Annotated in this window: 23 protein-coding genes; 13 read left to right on the top strand and 10 right to left on the bottom strand. The window is 59.2% G+C overall.

What is annotated here, in order from left to right; all coding sequences use genetic code 11:
* Window positions 1–147: 147 nt before the first annotated feature.
* Window positions 148–573, top strand: a complete 426-nt coding sequence (locus V8J63_RS18715; RefSeq protein WP_130901724.1) for a GNAT family N-acetyltransferase — start codon at window positions 148–150, stop codon at window positions 571–573.
* Between the two features lie 101 nt (window positions 574–674).
* Here the strand turns inward: V8J63_RS18715 and V8J63_RS18720 are convergent, their stop codons facing one another.
* The gene (locus V8J63_RS18720; protein ID WP_130901723.1) at window positions 675–1,025 is read right to left on the bottom strand and encodes a hypothetical protein; all 351 of its coding nucleotides are present in this window, start codon (window positions 1,023–1,025) and stop codon (window positions 675–677) included.
* Window positions 1,026–1,158: 133 nt separating this feature from the next.
* Between V8J63_RS18720 and V8J63_RS18725 the strand changes: the two genes are divergently transcribed.
* The 7 genes from V8J63_RS18725 to V8J63_RS18755 all read left to right on the top strand — a co-directional run bounded on the left by V8J63_RS18725 (window position 1,159) and on the right by V8J63_RS18755 (window position 5,121).
* Window positions 1,159–1,488: a DUF6388 family protein gene (locus V8J63_RS18725; RefSeq protein ID WP_073471290.1), complete on the top strand. Its 330-nt coding sequence runs from the start codon at window positions 1,159–1,161 to the stop codon at window positions 1,486–1,488.
* Between the two features lie 165 nt (window positions 1,489–1,653).
* On the top strand, window positions 1,654–2,046 hold the full coding sequence (gene tusD / locus V8J63_RS18730) for a sulfurtransferase complex subunit TusD (RefSeq protein ID WP_122691927.1): 393 nt from the start codon (window positions 1,654–1,656) through the stop codon (window positions 2,044–2,046).
* Between the two features lie 2 nt (window positions 2,047–2,048).
* Entirely contained in the window at window positions 2,049–2,405 is a 357-nt protein-coding gene (gene tusC, locus V8J63_RS18735) for a sulfurtransferase complex subunit TusC (protein ID WP_071172887.1), read from the top strand.
* A complete protein-coding gene (tusB, locus tag V8J63_RS18740; protein ID WP_130888678.1) occupies window positions 2,405–2,698 on the top strand; it encodes a sulfurtransferase complex subunit TusB in 294 nt (97 codons plus the stop codon). The genes tusC and tusB overlap by 1 nt, the downstream gene beginning before the upstream one ends.
* Window positions 2,695–3,030, top strand: a complete 336-nt coding sequence (locus V8J63_RS18745; protein ID WP_016770652.1) for a TusE/DsrC/DsvC family sulfur relay protein — start codon at window positions 2,695–2,697, stop codon at window positions 3,028–3,030. The genes tusB and V8J63_RS18745 overlap by 4 nt, the downstream gene beginning before the upstream one ends.
* Window positions 3,027–4,028, top strand: a complete 1,002-nt coding sequence (locus tag V8J63_RS18750; RefSeq protein WP_336464480.1) for a glycosyl transferase family protein — start codon at window positions 3,027–3,029, stop codon at window positions 4,026–4,028. The genes V8J63_RS18745 and V8J63_RS18750 overlap by 4 nt, the downstream gene beginning before the upstream one ends.
* A gap of 91 nt (window positions 4,029–4,119) precedes the next feature.
* Window positions 4,120–5,121, top strand: coding sequence for a glutathione S-transferase family protein (locus V8J63_RS18755; RefSeq protein WP_130901721.1), 1,002 nt, complete (start codon window positions 4,120–4,122; stop codon window positions 5,119–5,121).
* Window positions 5,122–5,237: 116 nt separating this feature from the next.
* On the opposite strand, the gene cysG is transcribed toward V8J63_RS18755, so the two are convergent.
* From cysG to ftsK, 6 genes are all read right to left on the bottom strand, one after another.
* The gene (cysG, locus tag V8J63_RS18760) at window positions 5,238–6,632 is read right to left on the bottom strand and encodes a siroheme synthase CysG (protein WP_071172892.1); all 1,395 of its coding nucleotides are present in this window, start codon (window positions 6,630–6,632) and stop codon (window positions 5,238–5,240) included.
* Entirely contained in the window at window positions 6,633–7,913 is a 1,281-nt protein-coding gene (gene serS, locus V8J63_RS18765) for a serine--tRNA ligase (RefSeq protein WP_024013408.1), read from the bottom strand.
* Between the two features lie 15 nt (window positions 7,914–7,928).
* Window positions 7,929–8,303 (bottom strand): fluoride efflux transporter CrcB, encoded by a 375-nt coding sequence (crcB, locus tag V8J63_RS18770; RefSeq protein WP_123442126.1) that lies wholly within the window; start codon window positions 8,301–8,303, stop codon window positions 7,929–7,931.
* Window positions 8,303–9,625, bottom strand: a complete 1,323-nt coding sequence (locus V8J63_RS18775) for a replication-associated recombination protein A (RefSeq protein ID WP_051600478.1) — start codon at window positions 9,623–9,625, stop codon at window positions 8,303–8,305. Before V8J63_RS18775 ends, crcB begins: the two co-directional genes overlap by 1 nt.
* Before the next feature lie 195 nt (window positions 9,626–9,820).
* Window positions 9,821–10,441, bottom strand: a complete 621-nt coding sequence (lolA, locus tag V8J63_RS18780; RefSeq protein ID WP_016775262.1) for an outer membrane lipoprotein chaperone LolA — start codon at window positions 10,439–10,441, stop codon at window positions 9,821–9,823.
* Between the two features lie 67 nt (window positions 10,442–10,508).
* A complete protein-coding gene (gene ftsK, locus V8J63_RS18785; RefSeq protein WP_041477069.1) occupies window positions 10,509–12,917 on the bottom strand; it encodes a DNA translocase FtsK in 2,409 nt (802 codons plus the stop codon).
* Window positions 12,918–13,439: 522 nt separating this feature from the next.
* Between ftsK and aat the strand changes: the two genes are divergently transcribed.
* The 3 genes from aat (at window position 13,440) to infA (ending at window position 15,217) form a co-directional block, all read left to right on the top strand.
* Window positions 13,440–14,120 carry a leucyl/phenylalanyl-tRNA--protein transferase gene (gene aat / locus V8J63_RS18790; RefSeq protein WP_076563519.1) on the top strand — a complete coding sequence of 227 codons (681 nt, stop codon included), beginning with the start codon at window positions 13,440–13,442 and terminating at the stop codon, window positions 14,118–14,120.
* A gap of 58 nt (window positions 14,121–14,178) precedes the next feature.
* Window positions 14,179–14,886 carry an arginyltransferase gene (locus V8J63_RS18795; RefSeq protein ID WP_110600808.1) on the top strand — a complete coding sequence of 236 codons (708 nt, stop codon included), beginning with the start codon at window positions 14,179–14,181 and terminating at the stop codon, window positions 14,884–14,886.
* A 112-nt stretch (window positions 14,887–14,998) separates the two neighbouring features.
* Window positions 14,999–15,217 (top strand): translation initiation factor IF-1, encoded by a 219-nt coding sequence (gene infA, locus V8J63_RS18800; protein WP_002553999.1) that lies wholly within the window; start codon window positions 14,999–15,001, stop codon window positions 15,215–15,217.
* 616 nt (window positions 15,218–15,833) lie between these two features.
* On the opposite strand, the gene clpA is transcribed toward infA, so the two are convergent.
* Window positions 15,834–18,104, bottom strand: a complete 2,271-nt coding sequence (clpA, locus tag V8J63_RS18805; RefSeq protein WP_016775266.1) for an ATP-dependent Clp protease ATP-binding subunit ClpA — start codon at window positions 18,102–18,104, stop codon at window positions 15,834–15,836.
* A 30-nt stretch (window positions 18,105–18,134) separates the two neighbouring features.
* Window positions 18,135–18,518: an ATP-dependent Clp protease adapter ClpS gene (gene clpS, locus V8J63_RS18810; RefSeq protein WP_011334948.1), complete on the bottom strand. Its 384-nt coding sequence runs from the start codon at window positions 18,516–18,518 to the stop codon at window positions 18,135–18,137.
* A gap of 224 nt (window positions 18,519–18,742) precedes the next feature.
* Between clpS and V8J63_RS18815 the strand changes: the two genes are divergently transcribed.
* Window positions 18,743–19,024 (top strand): cold shock domain-containing protein, encoded by a 282-nt coding sequence (locus tag V8J63_RS18815; protein ID WP_071172897.1) that lies wholly within the window; start codon window positions 18,743–18,745, stop codon window positions 19,022–19,024.
* A gap of 77 nt (window positions 19,025–19,101) precedes the next feature.
* Here the strand turns inward: V8J63_RS18815 and icd are convergent, their stop codons facing one another.
* The gene (gene icd, locus V8J63_RS18820; RefSeq protein ID WP_024013414.1) at window positions 19,102–20,358 is read right to left on the bottom strand and encodes an NADP-dependent isocitrate dehydrogenase; all 1,257 of its coding nucleotides are present in this window, start codon (window positions 20,356–20,358) and stop codon (window positions 19,102–19,104) included.
* Between the two features lie 481 nt (window positions 20,359–20,839).
* Between icd and V8J63_RS18825 the strand changes: the two genes are divergently transcribed.
* Window positions 20,840–23,065: an NADP-dependent isocitrate dehydrogenase gene (locus V8J63_RS18825; RefSeq protein WP_151551521.1), complete on the top strand. Its 2,226-nt coding sequence runs from the start codon at window positions 20,840–20,842 to the stop codon at window positions 23,063–23,065.
* The last annotated feature ends 109 nt before the right edge of the window (window positions 23,066–23,174 follow it).

Below are 23,174 nucleotides of genomic sequence, written 5' to 3' on the forward strand. Positions count from 1 at the left end.
TTCCTCATCAATCGCGCTCAGGGAAAGACGCGATAAAAGCCTAGACCGCAACGCTGGTTTGACGGTTCCGCTTGTTCGATCGAAGGGCTTGGAGGCGTTTGCCCGGACGGGTTAGGCTGGGCGTTCAATTACACAAGGAAGTCATGCATGAATTTGCGTATCGAGTTGACGCAGAGCCCTACCGAGGAACAGCGTCAGGCCATTCTGCAGCCGCTGATCGAATACAACGATGCTCAAACCGGCGGTTCGAAATCCGAGCCGTTCGCCTTGATGGTCAAAGACGAAAATGGCGAAATACTGGGCGGTTTGTACGGGCGAATGATTTTTCGCTGGATGTTCATCGAGCTGCTGTCCGTGCCGGAACAGGGTCGCGGAAAGGGTATCGGCTCGAAATTGATGGCTCAGGCGGAAGCCTTGGCCAGGGAAAAGAATTGCTACGGCCTCTGGCTCGACACGTTCGATTTTCAGGCGCCGGAGTTCTACAGGAAGCTGGGGTTCAGCCAGTTTGGGGAAATCGTTGACTACCCACCGGGGCACAAGCGGCACTACTTTCAGAAGCGCCTGATCGATTGAGTCATGCCGTATTCGCGAGCAGGCTCGCTCCCACAGTGCAATGCATTACAACTTGTGGGAGCGAGCCTGCTCGCGAAAGCGTCAACCGCTTCACCCCATAATCACAGGCAGGTCGCCATCGCCGCCATCCGCCGCATCGCGACAAAATCACTCTTCTGCGCGTAATAGTTCAAGGTCGTACCTGACGCTTCGGTGATCACATCGACAAACGACTCTGCCGAACGCGTATAAACCGTAGTGCCGCCGGACTTGCGCGGTTCCAGATAGGCCGCCGCGTCGACGCCAAACACCGCTTCGTCCTGCCAGGCGAATTGCACGCACCGGGCGACGTCTTTCTCCGGCTTGTCCGAGGTCAGGACCTTGTCCGGGCTCTTGCTGCGAGCATCGTTCATCACCGAACCGGCGCACCCGGCCAACAGGGCCGCCGCCAGCACTACCATCAGCATTCGCATTGCATTTGCTCATCGAGAAAAAAGCGGACTGTAGCACTGCGACGCGGCAAATCGTTCTGCTTTACTGTTTTTATGCGCGACATGCGCAAGCAGGTGCGGCACCCTATGGTCATCAGTCACACAAGGAAATTACATGGCGCCTAGCGACCAGCGACATGAACAGGCTTTGAAACTGTTTCTCGATGCGCGACCCGAACTACGTGAAACCCTCGACCATCTCAACCCGCTGCTGGCTCAGGCCAAGGGCGAAACCCAGGCGCAGTATCGCGAAGAACGCTTGCATGAGGCGTTTGAGGAAGAAGCGGAGAGACAGAGGTTGTTCGCCTGGGAGCTGACGTTGCAGTTGACCGCTGCTTCGCCCGAGGAATATCAGGCGCAACGGCTGGAAGTGCATCGGGAAGTGGCGGAAATGGCGGGGATGGGCTGGATCGAGTATTGCGAGCTTTACGGCATCACCCCGTAATCGATGTAGGAGCTGCCGAAGGCTGCGATCTTTTGATTTTGCTCTTCAAGAACAAAAGATCGCAGCCTTCGGCAGCTCCTATAAAGGTATCTGCGCAAAACTCGGGTTTCGCGGCACGCGCAATAAAGCTTTATCATGGCCGCAGTTTCGCTGATCGAGTCCATCATGAAGTTCGCCATCGCGCTGTTTTCCGCCGCCCATGCGCCCTCCTCGCGCCGTGCCTTGCTGTTTGCCCAGGCCGCGCTGGCCGGCGGCCATGAGATTGTTCGCCTGTTCTTCTATCAGGACGGCGTGTTCAACGCCTCCGATGCGGTGGTGACCCCGCAGGATGAACTGGACGTGCCCAAGCAATGGCGCGCCTTTATCAACGAAAAGCAACTCGACGGCGTGGTCTGCATCGCCGCCGCTCTGCGCCGTGGTGTGTTGAACGAAGAAGAAGCCAAGCGTTACCAGCGTGAAGCGATTTCGCTCAGCACGCCGTGGGAATTGTCCGGTCTGGGTCAATTGCACGACGCCGTGCAGGACGCTGATCGGCTCATCTGTTTCGGAGGCGCTTGAACATGGCCAAATCGCTGTTGATCATCAGCCGCCAATCGCCTTGGTCCGGCCCCGGCGCGCGGGAAGCGCTGGATATCGTGCTCGCCGGTGGCGCCTTTGATCTGCCGATCGGTTTGCTGTTTCTCGATGACGGCGTGCTGCAACTGGCCGCTGGGCAGAACGCCAGGGCCTTGCAGCAGAAAGACCTCAGCGCCAATCTGCAGGCGCTGCCGATGTTTGGTGTCGAAGAGCTGTTCTATTGCGCCGAAAGCGCCAATGCTCGCGGTCTTGGCAACCTGTCGCTGGACGAAGCGCAGCCGCTTGCTGCTGAACACATCACCGCCCTTATTGACCGTTACGATCAGGTGATCACCCTCTGATGTCGACTTTGCATGTGTTGTCTCATTCCCCGTTCGGCGACGATCGTCTGAGCAGTTGTCTGCGCCTGCTCGGCAGCGCCGACGCTGTGTTGTTGTCCGGCGATGCGGTGTATGCGATGCAACCGGACACTGCGCCGTTCGCTGCTCTGCAAGAGCGACCAATCAATCTGTTCGTATTGGTTGAGGACGCACAGGCGCGTGCGATCGAGGTTCCAGACTGGGCCGAGGCCATTGACTACCCGGCCTTCGTCGAACTGTCGATCCATCACGCCAAGGTCAACAGCTGGCTATGAATTCAATGACCGTCGGCGCCCGCGCCATCGAACTGGACAAGGACGGCTTTCTCGTTGACCTCAGCGACTGGTCGGCTGAAGTCGCCAGCGCCCTCGCCGCCGCCGAAGACATCGAGTTGACGCCCGAACACTGGGAAGTCCTTGAGCTTCTGCGTAGCTTCTACGCCGAATTCCAGCTATCGCCGGCCACGCGTCCGCTGATCAAGTACACCGCGTTGAAACTCGGCGCCGACAAAGGCAACAGCCTGCACCTGAACCGACTGTTCAAAGGCACCCCTGCCAAACTCGCCGCGAAACTGGCGGGCCTGCCCAAACCGACGAATTGCCTATGAACGACTTTCCAGCATTGACCCTCGAAACGCCTGCCGAGCACCCGTTCGCGCAATTCGTGCGCATTCTCGGCAAGGGCAAGCGCGGCGCCCGCGACCTGACGCGCGAGGAAGCCCGCGAGGCCATGGGCATGGTGCTCGATGACAAGGTCGAAGATACGCAACTGGGTGCCTTCCTGATGTTGCTGCGGCACAAGGAAGAAAGTGCCGAGGAAATGGCCGGTTTCACCGAAGCCCTGCGCGCACGCTTGCACGCGCCCGCATTGAATGTCGACCTGGACTGGCCGACCTACGCCGGCAAAAAACGCCACCTGCCGTGGTATCTGCTGGCGGCCAAGTGCCTGGCGCAAAACGGCGTACGCATCTTCATGCATGGCGGCGGCGCGCACACGGCCGGGCGTCTGTACAGCGAACAAGTGCTGGGCGAACTGAACATTCCCCTGTGCCGCAATTGGCAGCAGGTCGGCGCGGCACTGGACAACGGCGGCCTGGCGTTTATGCCGCTGGTGGACTGGGCGCCACAGTTGCAAAAGATGATCGACCTGCGCAATACCCTGGGCCTGCGGTCGCCGATCCACTCGCTGGCGCGGATTCTCAATCCGCTCGGCGCACGTTGTGGCCTGCAAAGCATTTTCCACCCGGGCTATCAGGCGGTGCATCGCGATGCCAGCGGCTTGCTCGGCGACACGGCAATTGTGGTCAAGGGCGATGGCGGTGAAATCGAGATCAACCCCGACGCCACCAGCCACCTTTATGGCACCAGCGGCGGTCAGAGCTGGGACGAAGAATGGCCGCAGCTGTCAGCGCAGCGCCACGTCAAACCCGCCTCGCTGGACATCGAGCACTTGAAAGCCGTGTGGCGTGGCGATGTGGTCGACAGTTACCCGCAAATGGCCTTGATTGCGACCATGGCCCTCGCCCTGCGCGGTCTCGGTCAGAATCGCGAACAGGCCTTCGCAACCGCAGAACAGTACTGGGCGGCGCGCAACACATCGATCTAACCGATCATTAGCGCCCGATCTTTGCGCTTTTTGTTCGAACTCATCGGAATAGACTCGACTCCAACGAATATTGGTTTTGGGAGTCTTGATCATGGGTTTACTCGTCGACGGCCACTGGCAGGACAAGTGGTACGAAAGCAGCAAGGACGGCGCGTTCCAGCGCGAACAAGCGCAACGCCGCAACTGGGTGACCGCCGACGGTCAGCCAGGCCCCAGCGGTGAAGGCGGTTTCACTGCCGAAGCCGGGCGCTATCACCTCTATGTTTCCCTCGCCTGCCCTTGGGCGCATCGCACGCTGATCCTGCGCAAACTCAAAGGGCTGGAAAGTCTGATCGACGTGTCGGTGGTCAGCTGGCTGATGCTGGAGAACGGCTGGACTTTCGACAAAGCGCTCGGCTCGACCGGCGACAAACTCGATGGCTTCGACTTCATGCATCAGCGCTACACCGCTGACACGCCTGATTACACCGGGCGCGTGACGGTGCCAGTGCTGTGGGACAAGAAACTCAAGCGCATTGTCAGCAATGAATCGGCGGAAATCATCCGCATGTTCAACAGCGCCTTCGACGGGCTCACTGGTAACGATCTGGACTTTTATCCGGCGCCGCTACGCAACGAGATCGATGCGCTGAACGAGCGGATCTACCCGGCGGTGAACAACGGTGTCTATCGTGCCGGATTCGCCACCTCGCAACAGGCATACGAACAGGCGTTCGATGAAGTATTCGCCGAACTGGATCATCTGGAGCAACTGCTGGGTGCCAATCGCTACCTGAGCGGGGAATACCTGACCGAGGCCGACGTGCGCCTGTTTACCACGATGATTCGCTTTGACGCGGTGTATCACGGGCACTTCAAGTGCAACCTTAGGCGGATTGCCGATTACCCGAACCTGTCGAACTGGCTGCGCGAGATGTATCAGTGGTCGGGAATTGCCGAAACCGTGGATTTCCAGCACATCAAGCATCACTACTATGGCAGCCACAAGACCATCAACCCGACCGGCGTGGTGCCGAAGGGGCCGCAGCAGGATTTCAGCGTAGCGCATGATCGCGAGCGGTTGATCGGGAAAGGGGTTTGGCGCCGGGGTTGATTAGCTCGGTGTTTTCGAGACCCCGTTCGCGAGCAGGCTCGCTCCCACACCGGATTTGTGCATGACACAGATCCAATGTGGGAGCGAGCCTGCTCGCGAAGGGAACGACGCGGTGTTTAGACCTGCGCCTGCGCCCCTTCAAACCACGCCAGCTTCTCGCGAAGTTGTACCACTTCGCCGACGATCACCAAGGTCGGTGCATGCACTTCATGCTCCGCCACCATTCGCGGAAGATCCGCCAGCGTGCCGGTGAAAACCCGCTGATTGACTGTAGTGCCCTGCTGAATCAACGCCGCCGGGGTATCCGCCGCGCGACCATGCTTGATCAACTGTTCACAGATGATCGGCAAACCCACCAGGCCCATGTAAAACACCAGCGTCTGCGCCGGGGCGACAAGATCGGCCCATGGCAGATCGGTGGAACCATCCTTCAAGTGGCCAGTGACAAACCGCACGGACTGCGCATGGTCACGGTGGGTCAGCGGAATCCCCGCATAAGCAGCGCAACCGCTGGCCGCGGTAATGCCGGGGACCACCTGGAATGGAATACCGTGGGCCGCGAGTTCTTCGATCTCTTCGCCACCGCGGCCGAAGATAAACGGATCGCCACCCTTCAACCGCACCACGCGCTTGCCGGCCTTGGCCAGATCGACCAGTTGCTGGTTGATCTGATCCTGCGGCACGGCGTGTTCGGAGCGACGCTTGCCGACATACACCCGCTCGGCATCGCGACGGCACAACTCAAGAATTGCCGGCGCCACCAGGCGGTCATAGAGCACCACATCGGCTTGCTGCATCAGACGCAGCGCGCGGAAGGTCAACAGATCCGGATCACCCGGGCCGGCACCGACCAGATAAACCTCGCCAGTGGTGACCATGGGCTCGCCATCGACCTTGGCCTGCAACAGGCGCTCGGCTTCAGCGCCCTGCCCGGCCAGTTGACGATCGGCAATCGGGCCCTGGAAAACGTCTTCCCAGAAGCCGCGACGTTGCTGAACATCCGGAAACAGGTTTTTCACCTGATGGCGAAAACGCGCAGCCAATCCAGCCAACTGACCGTAAGTCGAAGGAATCCAGGTTTCGATTTTCGCGCGGATCAGGCGCGCCAGTACCGGCGCATCGCCGCCGCTGGACACGGCGATAATCAACGGCGAGCGATCGACGATCGCCGGGAAGATCACGCTGCACAAGGCCGGCGCATCGACCACGTTGACCGGCACGCAACGGCGGTGGGCGTCGGTGGAGACTTGCGCGTTGAGCGTTTCGTCGTCGGTAGCGGCAATGATCAGTCCGCAGCCGTCCAGATCCGTTTCGGCGTAACCGCGCAACAGGCATTCACCGCCGCTGGCAGCGACCAGTTCAGCCAGTTGCGTTTCGATTTCAGGTGCGACCACCCGCAGCAGCGCACCGGCATCGGCCAGCAGGCGGGATTTGCGCAAGGCAATTTCCCCCCCACCGACAACCAACACACGACTGCCGCGCAGGTTGTGAAACAGCGGCAGATATTTCATTTAGCCGATGACCTCGAGGCCACCCATGTACGGCTTGAGCACGTCCGGCACGCGGATCGAACCGTCGGCCTGCTGGTAGTTTTCCAGCACCGCCACCAGAGTACGACCGACCGCCAGGCCGGAGCCGTTCAAGGTGTGCACCAGCTCAGGCTTGCCGGTTTCCGGGTTGCGGAAACGCGCCTGCATGCGCCGCGCCTGGAAGTCGCCGCAGTTGGAGCACGAGGAGATTTCGCGGTATTTATCCTGGCTCGGAATCCACACTTCCAGATCGTAGGTCTTGACCGCGCTGAAGCCCATGTCGCCGGTGCACAGCGCCAGGGTGCGGTAAGGCAGACCGAGCAGTTGCAGGACTTTTTCGGCGTTGGCGGTCAGGCCTTCCAGCGCTTCCATCGATTGCGATGGCTCGACGATCTGGACCATTTCGACTTTGTCGAACTGGTGCTGGCGGATCATGCCACGCGTGTCGCGGCCCGACGCACCGGCTTCGCTGCGGAAGCATGGGGTATGGGCGACGAACTTGATCGGCAGCAGTTTCGAATCGACGATTTCGCCGGCAACGATGTTGGTCAGCGACACTTCGGCGGTTGGAATCAGGTACAGATCGGCTTCGCCTTCGCGGGCAATCTTGAACAGATCCTCTTCGAATTTCGGCAACTGGCCGGTGCCTTGTAGCGCCGGAGCCTGAACCAGATAAGGCGTGTAAGCCTCTTCGTAGCCATGTTCGGTGACATGCAGATTGATCATGAACTGCGCCAGTGCGCGATGCAGCCGCGCGATCGGGCCACGCAACAGCGCAAAGCGCGCGCCGGACAGCTTGGCGGCGGTTTCGAAGTCCAGCCAGCCGAACTTTTCGCCGAGGGCAACGTGGTCTTTGACTTCGAAATCGAACTGAGTCGGCGTGCCCCAGCGGCGCACTTCGACGTTGTCGTCTTCGTCCTTGCCGACCGGAACCGACTCGTGCGGCAGGTTGGGGATACCGAGCAGGATCGAATCGAGTTCGGTCTGGATCGCGTCCAGCTCGACCTTGCCAGCGCTCAGCTCGCCCGCCATGCGCTCGACGTCCGCCATCAGCGGCGCGATGTCTTCGCCACGCTGCTTGGCCTGCCCGATGGATTTGGAACGCGCGTTACGCTCAGCCTGCAGTGCTTCAGTGCGGGTCTGGACGGTCTTGCGCTGTTCTTCCAGCGCTTCGATGCGCGCGGTGTCCAGGGCAAAGCCACGGGAAGCCAGGCGGTCCGCTACGTCCTGAAGGTTGCTACGTAACAGTTTGGAATCGAGCATGTCGGTTTCTCGTTATCAAAGTTTGGTCAGGGACAGGCCGGCCCACGTCGCGAGCAGCCCGCCGAATACGCTGAGTGCGGCATAGCCCAGGGCCAGCAACACTTGCCCGCTTTCCAGCAGGCGCACCGTATCCAGTGAAAAGGATGAAAAAGTCGTCAGCCCCCCGAGGAAGCCGACCATCAACCCGGCGCGCACTTCGATCGGCACCTCCGGGCGTATCAGAAACAGGCCGTACAGCACGCCAATCAGCAGGCAGCCCACGATATTAACGGCCAGCGTCGCGGTATAGAAGTGCCGCGGCCAATTGGCGCTGACCCAATTACCGGTGGCGAAGCGCAACAAGGTGCCGGCAACACCGCCGACCGACACTGCAAGGATCAATGGAAGCACTATTTTCTCCGCTGCCGAGGGCTCAGACGATCGAGCTGAGCGAGGTGATTGAGCTTCTCGCCGATCTTCAACTCCAGGCCACGGGGCACTGGCTGATAGAACGGAATCGGCTCGAGTTCTTCCGGAAAATAGTCTTCGCCGGCGGCATAGGCGTCCGGCTCGTCGTGGGCGTAGCGGTATTCGTCGCCATAACCCAATTGCTTCATCAGCTTGGTCGGTGCATTGCGCAAATGCAGCGGGACTTCCAGCGAGCCGTTCTCAGCCGCTGCGCGCAGCGCGGTTTTGAAGCCCATGTACACCGCATTGCTTTTCGGTGCGCAGGCCAGATAAGTAATGGCCTGGGCGACTGCCAATTCGCCCTCGGGGCTGCCGAGACGCTCCTGCACTTCCCACGCCGCCAGGCACAGGCTCAGCGCACGCGGATCGGCATTGCCGATGTCTTCGCTGGCCATGCGCACCACGCGGCGGGCCAGATAAAGCGGATCGCAGCCGCCGTCGATCATCCGCGCAAACCAGTACAACGCGCCGTCAGGGTTGGAGCCGCGCACCGATTTGTGCAAGGCCGAGATCTGGTCGTAAAACGCTTCACCGCCCTTGTCGAAACGTCGACGGGTGTCGCCGAGCAGGCTTTGCAGCAGCTCGATGCCGATTTCGCTGTTGTCTTCGGCCAGATCGGAGGCGTTTTCCAGCAGATTGAGCAGACGCCGGCCATCGCCATCGGCGGCCGACAGCAGCATCTGGAAGCCTTCATCGCTCAGGGTCAGGTTGCGCTTGCCCAGCCCGCGCTCTTCGGTGAGTGCGCGGTGCACCAGTTTGCGCAGCGCCGCCTCGTCGAGGCTTTTCAGCACGTAGACGCGGGCACGCGACAACAGGGCGTTGTTGAGTTCGAACGAAGGGTTTTCAGTGGTGGCGCCGATGAAGATCAGCGTGCCGTCTTCAACGTAGGGCAGAAACGCGTCCTGCTGCGACTTGTTGAAGCGGTGCACTTCATCGACAAACAGGATCGTGCGCTTGCCGTACTGGCCGGCCTGCTGCTTGGCGATTTCAACGGCCTGGCGGATTTCCTTGACCCCGGCGAGCACCGCCGAAACCGTTTCGAAGTGCGCATCGGAGACTTCTGCGAGCAAGCGCGCCAGGGTGGTCTTGCCCACGCCCGGCGGCCCCCAGAAAATCATCGAATGCAGCGCGCCCTGCTCCAGCGCCTCACGCAGAGGCTTGCCGCGAGCGAGCACGTGTTCCTGACCGACGTACTCATCCAGATTGGCCGCACGCAAACGCGCGGCCAAGGGTTGGGCAATCGGTGCACTGCGAAACAGATCCATCACGTAGCGTTGAAACCTCTGATTTTCTGAAATCTGCTGAAGAACCTGTGGTGAGGGGATTTATCCACGTTGGGCTGCGAAGCGGCCCCAAAAGCGACGACTGCTGCGCAGCCGGACGGGGTTAAATCCCCTCGCCACAATAGCCCCTCAATAGCAGGCCCTCACCACAAAGGCCCTGACACAAAAGGCTGGTGTTTATTCCTGGATAACGTCGGCACCCTTGGGAATGTCGAATTTGAATTTCGACGCTGGCACCGCTTCGTTGGCCTTGACCCCGGTAAACAGGATATTGGTGCGCTGGCCGACACTGTCGATCAGTTGCATGTCATTGAGCAGACCGTTACGGAACGACAGGCGCAGGTTGTCGAACAGGGTGTCCTTGGTTTTCGGCTTGAGAGTGAAGTCGATCACGCCGCCCGCCTCTTTCGCGCTGATATCGAAGCTCTGGCTGATCTTCGAGACATCGCCGGACAGCAGCAGCGCCGGCGTCTGGGTCAGACGCTCGTCGAGCTTCTTGATGGTCGCCTGTTCCAGGTCCGGGTCCCACAAGGTGACTTTCTTGCCATCGGAGACCATGGTCTGCTCGGCCGGCGCGTTGGTGTGCCAGTAGAACAGACCCGGACGCTGCAGGGTCATGTTGCCGGTGGTTTCTTGCAACTGGGTGCCGGTGCCGTCGAGGGTCAACTGCGAAAAGTTCGCCGACAGGGTTTTCGATGTTTCGAGCAATTGGGTCAGACGCGCCACGTCCTTTTCATCGGCGTGGGCCGTGAGTGTGGTCAGCGCCAGTACTGGCAACAGCATGCGGATAAGGCGCATGAGAGTCCTCTTGAATAATCGTGGGAGAGCGAGTGACGCGTCATTGCGCCACCCGCGTCGTTGCGTTTCAGTCGCGTACCGGGCCCGGGGCCAGGACTTCACGCGAACCGTTAGTGTTCATTGAGGTAACAACGCCGGCCATCTCCATCGCCTCGATCATCCGCGCGGCGCGGTTGTAGCCGATCTTCAGCTTGCGCTGCACAGCGGAAATCGACGCGCGACGGCTTTCGAGGACGAACTGCACCGCTTCGTCATACAGCGCGTCGGCTTCCGGATCATCACCGTCACCACCACCGCTACTGCCTTCAAAGCCGCTGCCTGCCTCTTCGACACCGTTGAGGATATCGTCGTTGTATTCCGGCGCGCCGCGCAGCTTCCACGCTTCGACCACGCGGTGAACCTCATCGTCGGAGACGAATGCGCCGTGGACGCGGATCGGCAGACTGGTGCCCGGCGGCATGTAGAGCATGTCACCGTGACCGAGCAGTTGCTCGGCGCCACCCTGATCGATGATGGTCCGCGAGTCGATCTTGCTCGATACCTGAAACGCCATACGGGTCGGGATGTTGGCCTTGATCAGACCGGTGATCACGTCCACCGACGGGCGCTGGGTCGCGAGAATCAAGTGAATCCCTGCCGCACGCGCCTTTTGCGCAATACGGGCGATCAGTTCTTCAACCTTCTTGCCGACGATCATCATCATGTCGGCGAATTCGTCCACCACTACGACGATGGTCGGCAGTTTCTGCAGCAGCGGCGCTTCGTCATGAATGCTTTCGCGCTTGTACAGCGGATCGCTCAACGGCTCGCCGGCATCCTGGGCTTCCTTGACCTTGGCGTTGAAGCCGGACAGGTTACGCACGCCCATTTTCGCCATCAGTTTGTAGCGACGCTCCATCTCGGCAACGCTCCAGCGCAAGGCGTTGGCAGCGTCCTTCATGTCGGTCACAACCGGACAGAGCAGGTGCGGAATGCCTTCGTAGATCGACAGCTCAAGCATTTTCGGGTCGATCATGATCAGCTTGGCGTCGTCAGGCCCGGACTTGAACAGGATCGACAGGATCATCGCGTTCACGCCCACCGACTTACCGGAACCGGTGGTACCGGCCACCAGCAAGTGCGGCATCTTCGCCAGGTCAGTGATGACCGGCTTGCCGCCGATGTCATGACCGAGCGCCAGGGTGACCGGCGATTTGAAGTTGTCGTACTCGGGGGTCGACAGCACCTCGGAGAAACGCACGATCTGGCGGTCTTCGTTGGGAATCTCGATACCGACGGTGGTCTTGCCCGGAATCACCTCGACGACCCGCACACTGGTCACCGCCAGCGAACGCGCCAGGTCTTTCGCCAGGTTGGCGATACGGCTGACTTTTACCCCGGCGGCGGGCTGGATTTCGTAACGGGTAATCACCGGGCCCGGGTGGATAGAGTCAACGGTGACTTCGACGCCGAATTCCTTGAGCTTGATTTCCAGCAAGTGGCCGACCGCTGCCAAGGATTCAGGCGAATAGTTGAGCTGTTTCTTTTCCGCAGGATCAAGAATGGAGATCGGCGGCAAGGTGCCTTCGACCGCGCTGTCGACGAACAACGGCGCCTGCTTCTCTTTCTGTACGCGCTTGCTCGGTTCTGGGGCCTTGGCCGGTGCCGGCGCGATCACCGGTGGCACCTGCTTCTCGCGGTCGGACATGTGCTTGCTCAGCGCTTGCTCACGCTCGATCAGGCGTTCCTTGACCTTGGCCTGTTCACGCTTGTCGGTGACAGTCGGTGCGACCACATCGTGGACGCGGTCATCAACCTCACGCAGTTGCGCGACCAGTTGCTTGCGCTCGGTGCGCGCCGACCACCAGCGGTTGAGCGCGCCTTGGAACAGTTCGAACAGATCGAGGGTGATCTTGCCGGTGACGTCCATCACCTTGAACCACGACAGGTCGGTGAATACGGTCAGGCCGAACAGGAACAGCGCGATGAACAGCAGCGTGCTGCCTTGAATGTTCAGCGCATTCTTCGCCAGATCGCCAAGGCTTTCGCCCAGGGCACCGCCAGCGCCGGCCGGCAGACCGGTCGCGGCATGGAAATGAATGTGCGCCAGCGCAGCACCGGAGAGCACGAGGAACACCAGACCGATCAGGCGCCAGGAAAACAGCCAGCCGCTCCACTGCCATGGTTCGTGGCGTTGACGGAAGATCTGGTACGCCTTGACCGCCAGCAGCAACGGAAAAATATAGGCGAAGTAGCCGAGCACCATGAACAGGATATCGGCGCTGTACGAGCCGGCCGGGCCGCCGAAGTTCTGCACATCGTCGATCTTGCTGTTATGGCTCCAGCCCGGGTCGTCCTTGCCGTAAGTCAGCAAAGCCATCATCAGGAACAGGCACAAGGCGCCGATGGCGATCAATGCACCTTCCTTGAGCCGGTAGTGCAGTTGCTGGCGCCAGAGCGGAACGACTGTTTTGGGTGCTTCGGTGGTCTTCTTCAAAACGCTTCTTTTCCTGCGCCCGAGGCGCGTCCATCTATTGAATGACGATAAAAAACTGCCCAATCCAGGCAGGTAAAAAAGGTGAAAAGCTCAACTGGGACTACTTTTAACACTGTGCCACTGGTTTTATAAACACAGCCATAAACACTGTGCGCAGCGAAAAGGCCGTCACAACCCGGCATTGTACGGGTTTGTGCGCCCGACGCCATGTTTCAGACCCCAGCCTTGAGCATAGCCAATCGCACACGCAGTGCCTTGCAATTGGAGCATGCATTGCCTTTTGTGACAAAGGCTTATGAGCTGTATTTGATGAACGTAGCGAACCTGGCCGGATCGGGCTCACAGGAATGCTCAACAGCATCGACACGGCGACGCTTACGACCACGGGCGACACATCAAGTTGCAGCTCAATGCTCGCTGCACCAGACAACTGTGCAGGACAGCGGCGCCGTTTCGCGGCAAACTCTTTCGCGGGGCCTGCACGCCCCCTGACCGCCCTCCCCTTCTGCAAGCCTGGATGCCATGCTGACTTGGTTACAACGTAATTCCCTGACCTTTCCGCCACTGGAAAAAGCCATGCGCGAGCCGAACGGATTGCTCGCCGCCGGCGGCGATCTGTCCGCCGACCGCCTGATCCAGGCCTATCGCCATGGCTGCTTTCCCTGGTTCTCCGAAGGCCAACCCATTCTCTGGTGGTCGCCAGACCCTCGCACCGTGCTGTTTCCCGACGAACTGCACGTCTCGCGCAGTCTCGGAAAGCTGCTGCGCAAGCAACGCTATCAAGTGACTTTCGATCAGGATTTCGACGCCGTCATCCGCGCCTGCGCTGCCCCGCGTGACTACGCCGACGGCACCTGGATCACCGAGGCCATGCAGGATGCTTACGTAGAATTGCATCGGCGCGGTTTCGCTCATTCGGTTGAGGTCTGGGACGAGGGACAGCTGGTCGGCGGCCTGTATGGCCTGGCAATGGGCCAACTGTTTTTTGGCGAGTCGATGTTCAGCCGTGCCGACAACGCGTCCAAATACGGCTTTGCCACGCTGGTCCAGCATTTGAAAGCCGCCGGGTTTGTGCTGATCGATTGCCAGATGCCGACCGATCACCTGCACAGCCTCGGTGCACGATCCATTCCGCGCGGCGAATTCGCCGACTATCTGCAACGCCATCTCGACCAACCGAATTCGGCGACCTGGGTTTGCTGAGCGACTTTTGCGCAGGTGGCTTACACTTAATCCACCAGCTTATCCCGAGGGTTGATTCATGACCGAGTTGGCGCGTTTGAAGTTTTATGCCACTCAGCCCCACTCTTGCAGTTATCTGCCCGAGGAGCAGGCCACGACGCTGTTTCTCGACCCGAGTCAGCCCATGGATGTGCATGTCTACGCAGACCTGTCGGAAATGGGCTTTCGTCGCAGCGGCGATCATCTGTACCGGCCGCATTGCCAGAATTGCAATGCGTGCGTGCCTGCGCGCATTCCTTCCGCCCAGTTCATCGCCAATCGCCAGCAGAAGCGTATCTACAAACGCAACACCGACCTGCAAGTGCAACCGGTCAAACCGCACTTCAGCGAAGAATATTTCGACCTGTACCAGCGCTATATCGAACAGCGCCATGCCGACGGCGACATGTACCCGCCAAGCCGTGATCAGTTCTCGACGTTCCTGGTGCGTGACCTGCCCTTCTCGCGCTTCTACGAATTTCGACTCGACGGACGGTTGCTCGCGGTAGCAGTCACCGATTTGCTGCCTAACGGGTTGTCGGCGGTGTACACCTTCTACGAACCGAACGAAGAACGCCGCAGCCTCGGCCGTTACGCAATTCTCTGGCAAATCGCCGAGAGCCAGCGTCTGGGCCTTGAGGCCGTGTACCTGGGTTACTGGATCAAGAACTGCAAAAAGATGAATTACAAGACGCAATATCGGCCCATCGAATTGCTGATCAATCAGCGCTGGGTCATCCTGAACTGAACCTGCGGCCTAAACCCCTTGGCGTAAACACCATTTTTCGGGCACAATGCACGCCGCTTTTGCCTGGCGCAGTTGCACCGGGCCATTCATTGGATACCGAGGGCTTTACTGCATGTCGAAAGAAGACAGCTTCGAAATGGAAGGCACTGTCGTCGACACCCTGCCCAACACCATGTTTCGTGTGGAGTTGGAAAATGGGCACGTCGTAACCGCGCATATTTCCGGCAAGATGCGCAAGAACTACATTCGTATTCTTACCGGTGACAAAGTGCGCGTCGAGCTGACGCCCTATGACTTGAGCAAAGGGCGGATCACTTACCGCGCTCGTTAATCAAGTCAATACAGAACGCCCGGGTAATGCCGGGCGTTTTTGTGTCTGCGTTTTGAGGTTTTGGGGCTGGCGGTTTCGCGCTTACAGCATGCAAATCAAAAGATCGCAGCCTTCGGCAGCCCCTACGATTGGATCGCGCGTATTAGACAGAAACGGGTTGACCTGCGGGCCGCCTTCGCGAGCAGGCTCGCTCCCACAGAAAAGCAAGCAGCGCAGCTGCCCGCGGCAAAGCCGCCCCACTCAACAATGAGCGCAAGCTCGAGTGCTTTAGATCTTGATCCACCGGCGACGTCGGAAGGCTGAGCGGAGGGATTGATCCGGGCGCGGGAGCGTAGCGACCGTCTGGCGCAGCCAGACACAGCGGAAGGAGGTGCAGCGAAGCAAACCGTAGCCGCTGCGCCCGGATCGATCCCGCAGCGAAGGAACCCGAGCCTGCGAGGGCCGAACGTAGGAGCAAGCGTTTTGGGTTACCTTTTTGGCGTTTGAAAAAGGTGACTCGCCGTAAGGGCGAAACCTTAATAAGCCATTACCGCAGCAACGGATATACATCCAAAGCCCAAAAACACTGGACAACAAAAAGGCGCCCGAAGGCGCCTTTCCAATCCACATCAAGCCGTCAGGCCATTTCTGCAGTGGTTTCGAAGTCGAACGTCAACTCCCCATCCTTGATGTCGATGTGCACCACACCGCCATGCTCGGCCAGTTCGCCAAACAGAATCTCCTCCGCCAGCGGACGCTTGATCTTGTCCTGGATCAGACGCGCCATTGGACGTGCGCCCATCGCCGAGTCATAACCACCCGCCGCCAGCCAACTACGCGCCGCATCGGTAACCTCAAGCAACACACGCTTGTCTTCCAACTGCGCCTGAAGCTCGGTGAGGAACTTGTCCACCACACTCTTGATGACCTCATGACTGAGGCGACCAAACTGGATAATGGTGTCCAGACGGTTACGGAATTCCGGCGTGAAGCTCTTCTTGATCACTTCCATCGCATCGGACGAGTGGTCCTGATGGGTGAAACCGATCGAAGCCCGCGCGGCCGTCTCGGCACCGGCGTTGGTGGTCATGATCACGATCACATTGCGGAAGTCCGCTTTGCGCCCATTGTTGTCGGTCAGCGTGCCGTGATCCATGACCTGCAACAGCAGGTTGAAGACTTCCGGATGCGCCTTCTCGATTTCATCAAGGAGCAATACGCAATGTGGCTGCTTGGTAATGGCTTCGGTCAACAGACCGCCCTGGTCGAAACCGACATAGCCTGGAGGCGCACCGATCAGACGCGAAACGGTGTGCCGCTCCATGTACTCGGACATGTCGAAACGCACCAGTTCAATGCCCAGGGCCTTGGCCAGTTGTCGCGCGGCCTCGGTTTTACCGACACCGGTAGGCCCGGCAAACAGGAACGAACCGACCGGTTTGTCCGGCGATTTGAGGCCAGCGCGTGACAGCTTGATCGCAGTCGACAGCGAATCGATCGCCGCGTCCTGACCAAACACCGTCAGCTTCAGGTCACGCTCCAGGTTACGCAGCAGCTCCTTGTCGGAACTGGTCACGTGCTTTGGCGGAATCCGCGCGATTTTCGCGACGATGTCCTCGACCTGTGGCACTTCGATTCGCTTGACGCGCATCTCTACCGGTTGCAGACGCTGGTAGGCGCCCGCTTCGTCGATCACGTCGATGGCCTTGTCCGGCATGTGCCGATCATTGATGTAGCGCGACGCCAGTTCGGCAGCGGCACGCAACGACTCATCGCTGTATTCGATATTGTGATGCTGCTCGAAACGTCCTTTCAGGCCACGCAGGATGCCAATAGTGTCTTCCACCGATGGCTCGACGACATCGACCTTCTGGAAGCGACGCGCCAAGGCACGATCCTTCTCGAAGATGCCGCGAAATTCCTGGAACGTGGTCGAACCGATGCAGCGAATGTCGCCAGACGACAGCAGCGGCTTGAGCAGATTGGACGCATCCATCACGCCACCGGACGCAGCACCCGCACCGATGATGGTGTGGATCTCGTCGATAAACAGAATCGCCTGCGGACGCTTTTTCAGCTCATTGAGCAGCGCCTTGAAGCGCTTCTCGAAATCACCGCGATACTTGGTACCCGCAAGCAGAGCGCCGAGGTCGAGCGAATAAACCACCGCATTGGCCAGCAGATCCGGCACTTGGTTGTCGACGATGCGCTTGGCCAGGCCTTCGGCAATCGCGGTCTTACCCACGCCTGCCTCGCCCACCAGCAGCGGATTGTTCTTGCGCCGGCGCGCGAGGATCTGCGCGACACGCTCGACTTCCGACTCACGACCAACCAACGGATCAATGCGACCCTGGCGCGCGAGTTCGTTGAGGTTGCTGGCATAAGCATCCAGAGGATTGCCTGAAGAAGAAGACTCACCGCCCTCGTCGTCCTGCATATCTTGTTCACCTTCAGAGTGATCGCCGTGCCCCGGTACTTTGGAAATGCCGTGGGCGATGTAGTTGACGACATCGATGCGCGCCACGCTCTGCTGTTTCAGCAGGAACACGGCCTGACTCTCTTGCTCACTGAAGATGGCGACCAGCACGTTGGCGCCGGTCACTTCGCGTTTGCCCGAGCTCTGTACGTGAAAAACAGCACGCTGCAGGACACGCTGGAAGCCCAGGGTTGGCTGGGTTTCGCGATCCTCGTCATGCACGGGGATCAATGGCGTGGTGGAGTCGATGAACTCCTGCAGATCATGCTTGAGTTTGTCGAGGTTTGCGCCGCAGGCACGCAAAACGGTGGCGGCAGCCTCATTATCCAATAGGGCCAGCAGGAGATGTTCGACAGTCATGAACTCATGACGCTTCGAACGAGCCTCCTTGAAGGCAAGATTGAGGGTGACTTCGAGCTCGCGGTTTAACATAGCTTCACCTCATACCCAAGTGGTCGGCGATTAACCGTCCTTCTCGATTTCACAGAGTAGCGGATGCTGGCTTTCCCTGGCGTACTGGTTGACCTGCATGGCCTTTGTCTCGGCGATGTCGCGGGTAAACACTCCACATACTGCCCGTCCTTCTGTATGGACGGCCAGCATGACCTTGGTCGCCAGCTCGCGATTCAGGTTAAAAAACACCTCGAGCACTTCGACGACGAAATCCATCGGTGTGTAGTCATCGTTGAACAAAACCACCTTATACATCGGCGGCGCCTGTAACGCGGGCTTTGCTTCCTGAACAGCAACGCCTGCCGAATCGTCGTCGTGCTCCTGTGGAAGATCCTTTTGGAGAAGCGGGCGATCCTGATTGAATGTTAGTCGAATCTGGCTGATTGCATGCATGGAAAAAAAGGTTCGTCAGTTGTGCGAATACAGTGGTGGGGGCGGTTGCACACGTTTTCAACTACGACTGCCCGGTCACCTTGACTATCGGGAAAACGGTGTTACAACCAATAGAGCCCACAGTGGGTAAAAAAGATCCGCGGAGTCAATTCTTTTATCGAATTCGATTGCGGATGTCGTGGATGATACTCCAGCGATGGAGTCTGTTGCAGAGGGATTTGAGCATGGCTGTCGGCAAGGTGAAATGGTTCAACAATGCCAAGGGATTCGGCTTTATCAATACCGACGCCCGGGAAGGTCGCGATGAGGATGGCAAGGACATTGATTTCTTTGCCCACTACTCGGCCATTGAAATGGAAGGGTACAAAACCCTGAAAGCGGGTCAGGCGGTGAACTTCGAGATCGTTCAAGGCCCCAAAGGCTTGCATGCCGTGAAGATAACTTCGGTCGAAGCAGCTCCGACGCCAAGCTCGATTGCCAAAGAAAAACAAACGGCAACCAGTTGAAGCCTCAAAACATTCGGTCATAAAAAACCGCCTGACTCAACCCATCGAGTCAGGCGGTTTTTGCGTGCCTGCAACTTTTACATATGCGAAATCAACGCATCCCCGAACCCGGAAGACGACACCAGCTTCGCGCCATCCATCAAGCGCTCGAAATCATAAGTAACAGTCTTGGCGCCGATCGCACCGTTGGTGCCCTTGATGATCAGGTCCGCCGCTTCGGTCCAGCCCATATGACGCAACATCATCTCGGCCGAGAGAATCAGCGAGCCCGGGTTGACCTGGTCCTTGCCGGCATATTTCGGCGCGGTACCGTGGGTCGCTTCGAACATCGCCACGGTGTCGGACAGGTTGGCGCCCGGCGCGATGCCGATACCGCCCACTTCCGCCGCCAGGGCGTCCGACAGGTAGTCACCATTGAGGTTGAGGGTGGCGATGACATCGTATTCGGCCGGGCGCAGCAGGATCTGCTGGAGCATGGCGTCGGCGATGGCGTCCTTGACCACAACGTTCTTGCCGGTTTTCGGATTCTTGAACTGCATCCACGGACCGCCGTCCAGCAGTGTCGCGCCGAACTCTTCGGCGGCCACTTCGTAGGCCCATTCCTTGAAGGCACCTTCGGTGAACTTCATGATGTTGCCTTTGTGCACGATGGTCAGCGAGTCGCGGTCATTGTCGACCACATATTGCAGAGCCTTGCGCGCCAGACGCTTGGTGCCTTCGCGGGAGACCGGCTTGACGCCGATGCCGCAGTTTTCGTCGAAACGGATCTTGGTGACGCCCATTTCTTCTTTAAGGAATTTGATGACCTTGGTGGCTTCCGGCGAACCGGCCTTCCATTCGATACCCGCGTAGATGTCTTCGGAGTTCTCGCGGAAGATGGTCATGTCGACGTCGCCGGGCTTTTTCACCGGGCTTGGCACACCCTCGAACCAGCGCACCGGGCGCAGGCAGACGTACAGGTCGAGCTGCTGACGCAGGGCCACGTTCAGCGAGCGGATACCGCCACCGACCGGAGTGGTCAGCGGGCCTTTGATGGAGACCACGTAATCCTTGACCGCGTCGAGAGTTTCCTGCGGCAGCCAGGTGTCCTGGTCATAAACCTGAGTGGCCTTTTCGCCGGCGTAGACTTCCATCCAGGAAATCTTGCGCTTGCCGCCGTAGGCCTTTTCAACAGCAGCATCGACAACCTTGATCATCACCGGACTGATGTCAACACCAATACCGTCACCTTCGATGAAGGGGATGATCGGGTTATCAGGAACATTGAGAGAATGGTCTGCATTGACAGTGATTTTGTCACCGACGGCTGGAACCTGAATCTTCTTGTAACCCATGCTGAACTCCATTGTTTGGATTGAACACCTGGCTTGCTTCGAGCGTAACCCAGTTGAATCAACACGCAAACCCTATGTTCCTGCGCCGCGCACATCTCGTTTCCTACAAGCCTGAAAGCAAAGGGAAAAGCGCCAAACTCCAGCATTCGTAACGAGTCTTTGCCCGGTCGCGCCCTGCGACCTTTAGACCAATGGACGAGAATCGTTGCATATGAACCATCGGCAGATTGCCAGCTACCTATGTATAATGCCGCCCGCTGACCACAGGGTCACGACGGCTGGCCTCTCTAGCACGAGACTTTCCGCCTGATTGGTCGGGTTGTTACCGCAGCCTGACTGCTTGACGCTCTACTGATGCACCCAACATCACCGCGAAGAATCTCGACATTCGGTTCATGGATGACTTTGAACGAACGCGCTTACCCGGCGCCCCTCGAGTTTCTGCGCACGCTTTAGCAAAGAAGAGAGAGTTAATCCGAATATGCCCACCCGCTCGAAGATCATCTATACCTTCACCGACGAAGCTCCTGCCCTCGCCACCTATTCCCTGCTGCCGATCATCGAGGCTTACACCGCCTCGGCCGATATCGCCGTGGAAACCCGCGATATCTCTCTTGCAGCGCGCATCCTGGCAAGCTTCCCCGAGCAACTGGGCGACAAAGCCGTAGCCGACCACCTCGCCGAACTGGGCGACCTGGCCGTTACGCCTGAAGCCAACATCATCAAGCTGCCGAACATCAGTGCTTCGGTGCCACAGCTGCAAGCCGCGATCAAAGAGCTGCAGGCGCAGGGCTACAACCTGCCGGACTACCCGGAAACCGTGACCAGCGACGCCGACAAAGACGCCAAGGCGCGTTACGACAAGGTCAAGGGCAGCGCCGTGAACCCGGTTCTGCGTGAAGGCAACTCCGACCGCCGCGCTCCGCTGTCGGTGAAGAACTACGCGCGCAAGCACCCGCACAAAATGGGCGCCTGGGCCAAGGACTCCAAGTCTCACGTCGCGCACATGAGCACCGGCGATTTCTACGGCAGCGAAAAAGCTGTCCTGATCGACGCCGCTGATGCTGTGAAGATCGAACTGATCGCCAAGGACGGTGCTGCCACCGTTCTGAAAGAAAAAACCACCGTTCAGGCTGGCGAGATCCTCGACTGCGCCGTGATGAGCAAAAACGCCCTGCGTGCGTTCATCGCTGCCGAGATCGAAAGCGCCAAGGCCCAGGGCGTGCTGCTCTCGGTTCACTTGAAAGCGACCATGATGAAGGTCTCCGACCCGATCATGTTCGGCCAGATCGTTGCCGAGTTCTATAAAGACGCACTGACCAAGCACGCTGACGTGCTGAACCAGATCGGCTTCAACCTGAACAACGGCATCGGCGATCTGTACGCACGCATCAAGGCCCTGCCGGCCGAGCAGCAAGCGCAGATCGAAGCCGATATCGCAGCGGTCTACGCCGTTCGTCCGTCGCTGGCGATGGTCAACTCCGACAAAGGCATCACCAACCTGCACGTACCGAGCGACGTCATCGTTGACGCCTCGATGCCAGCGATGATCCGTGACTCCGGCAAGATGTGGGGCACCGACGGTCAGCTGCACGACACCAAGGCTGTGATCCCGGATCGTTGCTACGCGACCATCTACCAGGCTGTGATCGAAGATTGCAAAGCCAACGGCGCTTTCGATCCGACCACCATGGGCAGCGTGCCGAACGTCGGCCTGATGGCGAAGAAAGCCGAAGAGTACGGCTCCCACGACAAGACCTTCCAGATCAAGGCTGACGGCGTTGTTCGCGTCACCGACAGCAAAGGCAAGCTGCTGATGGAACAGGCTGTCGAAGCCGGCGACATCTTCCGCATGTGCCAGACCAAAGACGCGCCGATCCAGGACTGGGTCAAACTGGCCGTCAACCGTGCTCGCGCGAGCAGCACGCCGGCGATCTTCTGGCTCGACCCGATGCGCGCTCATGATGGCGTGGTGATCGAGAAGGTTCAGGCCTACCTGAAAGATCACGACACCAGCGGTCTGGACATCCAGATCATGGCGCCGGTCGATGCGATGAAGCACACCCTGCAGCGCACCCGCGAAGGCAAGGACACCATTTCGGTGACCGGCAACGTACTGCGCGACTACCTGACCGACCTGTTCCCGATCATGGAACTGGGCACCAGCGCCAAGATGCTGTCGATCGTGCCGCTGATGAACGGCGGTGGTCTGTTCGAAACCGGCGCCGGCGGTTCGGCTCCGAAGCATGTGCAGCAACTGGTTGAAGAGAACTTCCTGCGCTGGGATTCGCTGGGTGAGTTCCTCGCCCTGGCCGCCTCCCTTGAGCACCTGGGCGTGAACTACAACAACCCGAAAGCACTGGTGCTGTCGAAAACCCTGGACCAGGCCACCGGCCAGTTCCTCGACAACAATAAGTCGCCATCGCGCAAAGTCGGCAACATCGACAACCGCGGCAGCCACTTCTACCTGGCGATGTACTGGGCTCAGGCCCTGGCCGCCCAGACTGAAGACGCTGCACTGCAAGCGCAGTTCGCGACTCTGGCCAAAACCCTGACCGAGAACGAAGCGACCATCGTTGCCGAGCTCAACGCCGTGCAGGGCAAGCCAGTCGACATCGGCGGTTACTACCACGCCGACGCCGAGCTGATCAGCAAGGCCATGCGCCCAAGCGCAACCTTCAATGCGGCGATTGCTGCGCTGGTTTAAGGTTGTAATGCGGTAAACAAACCCCGGCCGAGTGCCGGGGTTTGTGTTTCTACTGACAACATAAATCCCTTGTGGGAGCGAGCCTGCTCGCGAATGCGGTTTATCATTC

Origin of the sequence: Pseudomonas sp. CCNWLW23 (assembly GCF_037095675.1) — a bacterium.
Lineage (GTDB): Bacteria > Pseudomonadota > Gammaproteobacteria > Pseudomonadales > Pseudomonadaceae > Aquipseudomonas > Aquipseudomonas atacamensis.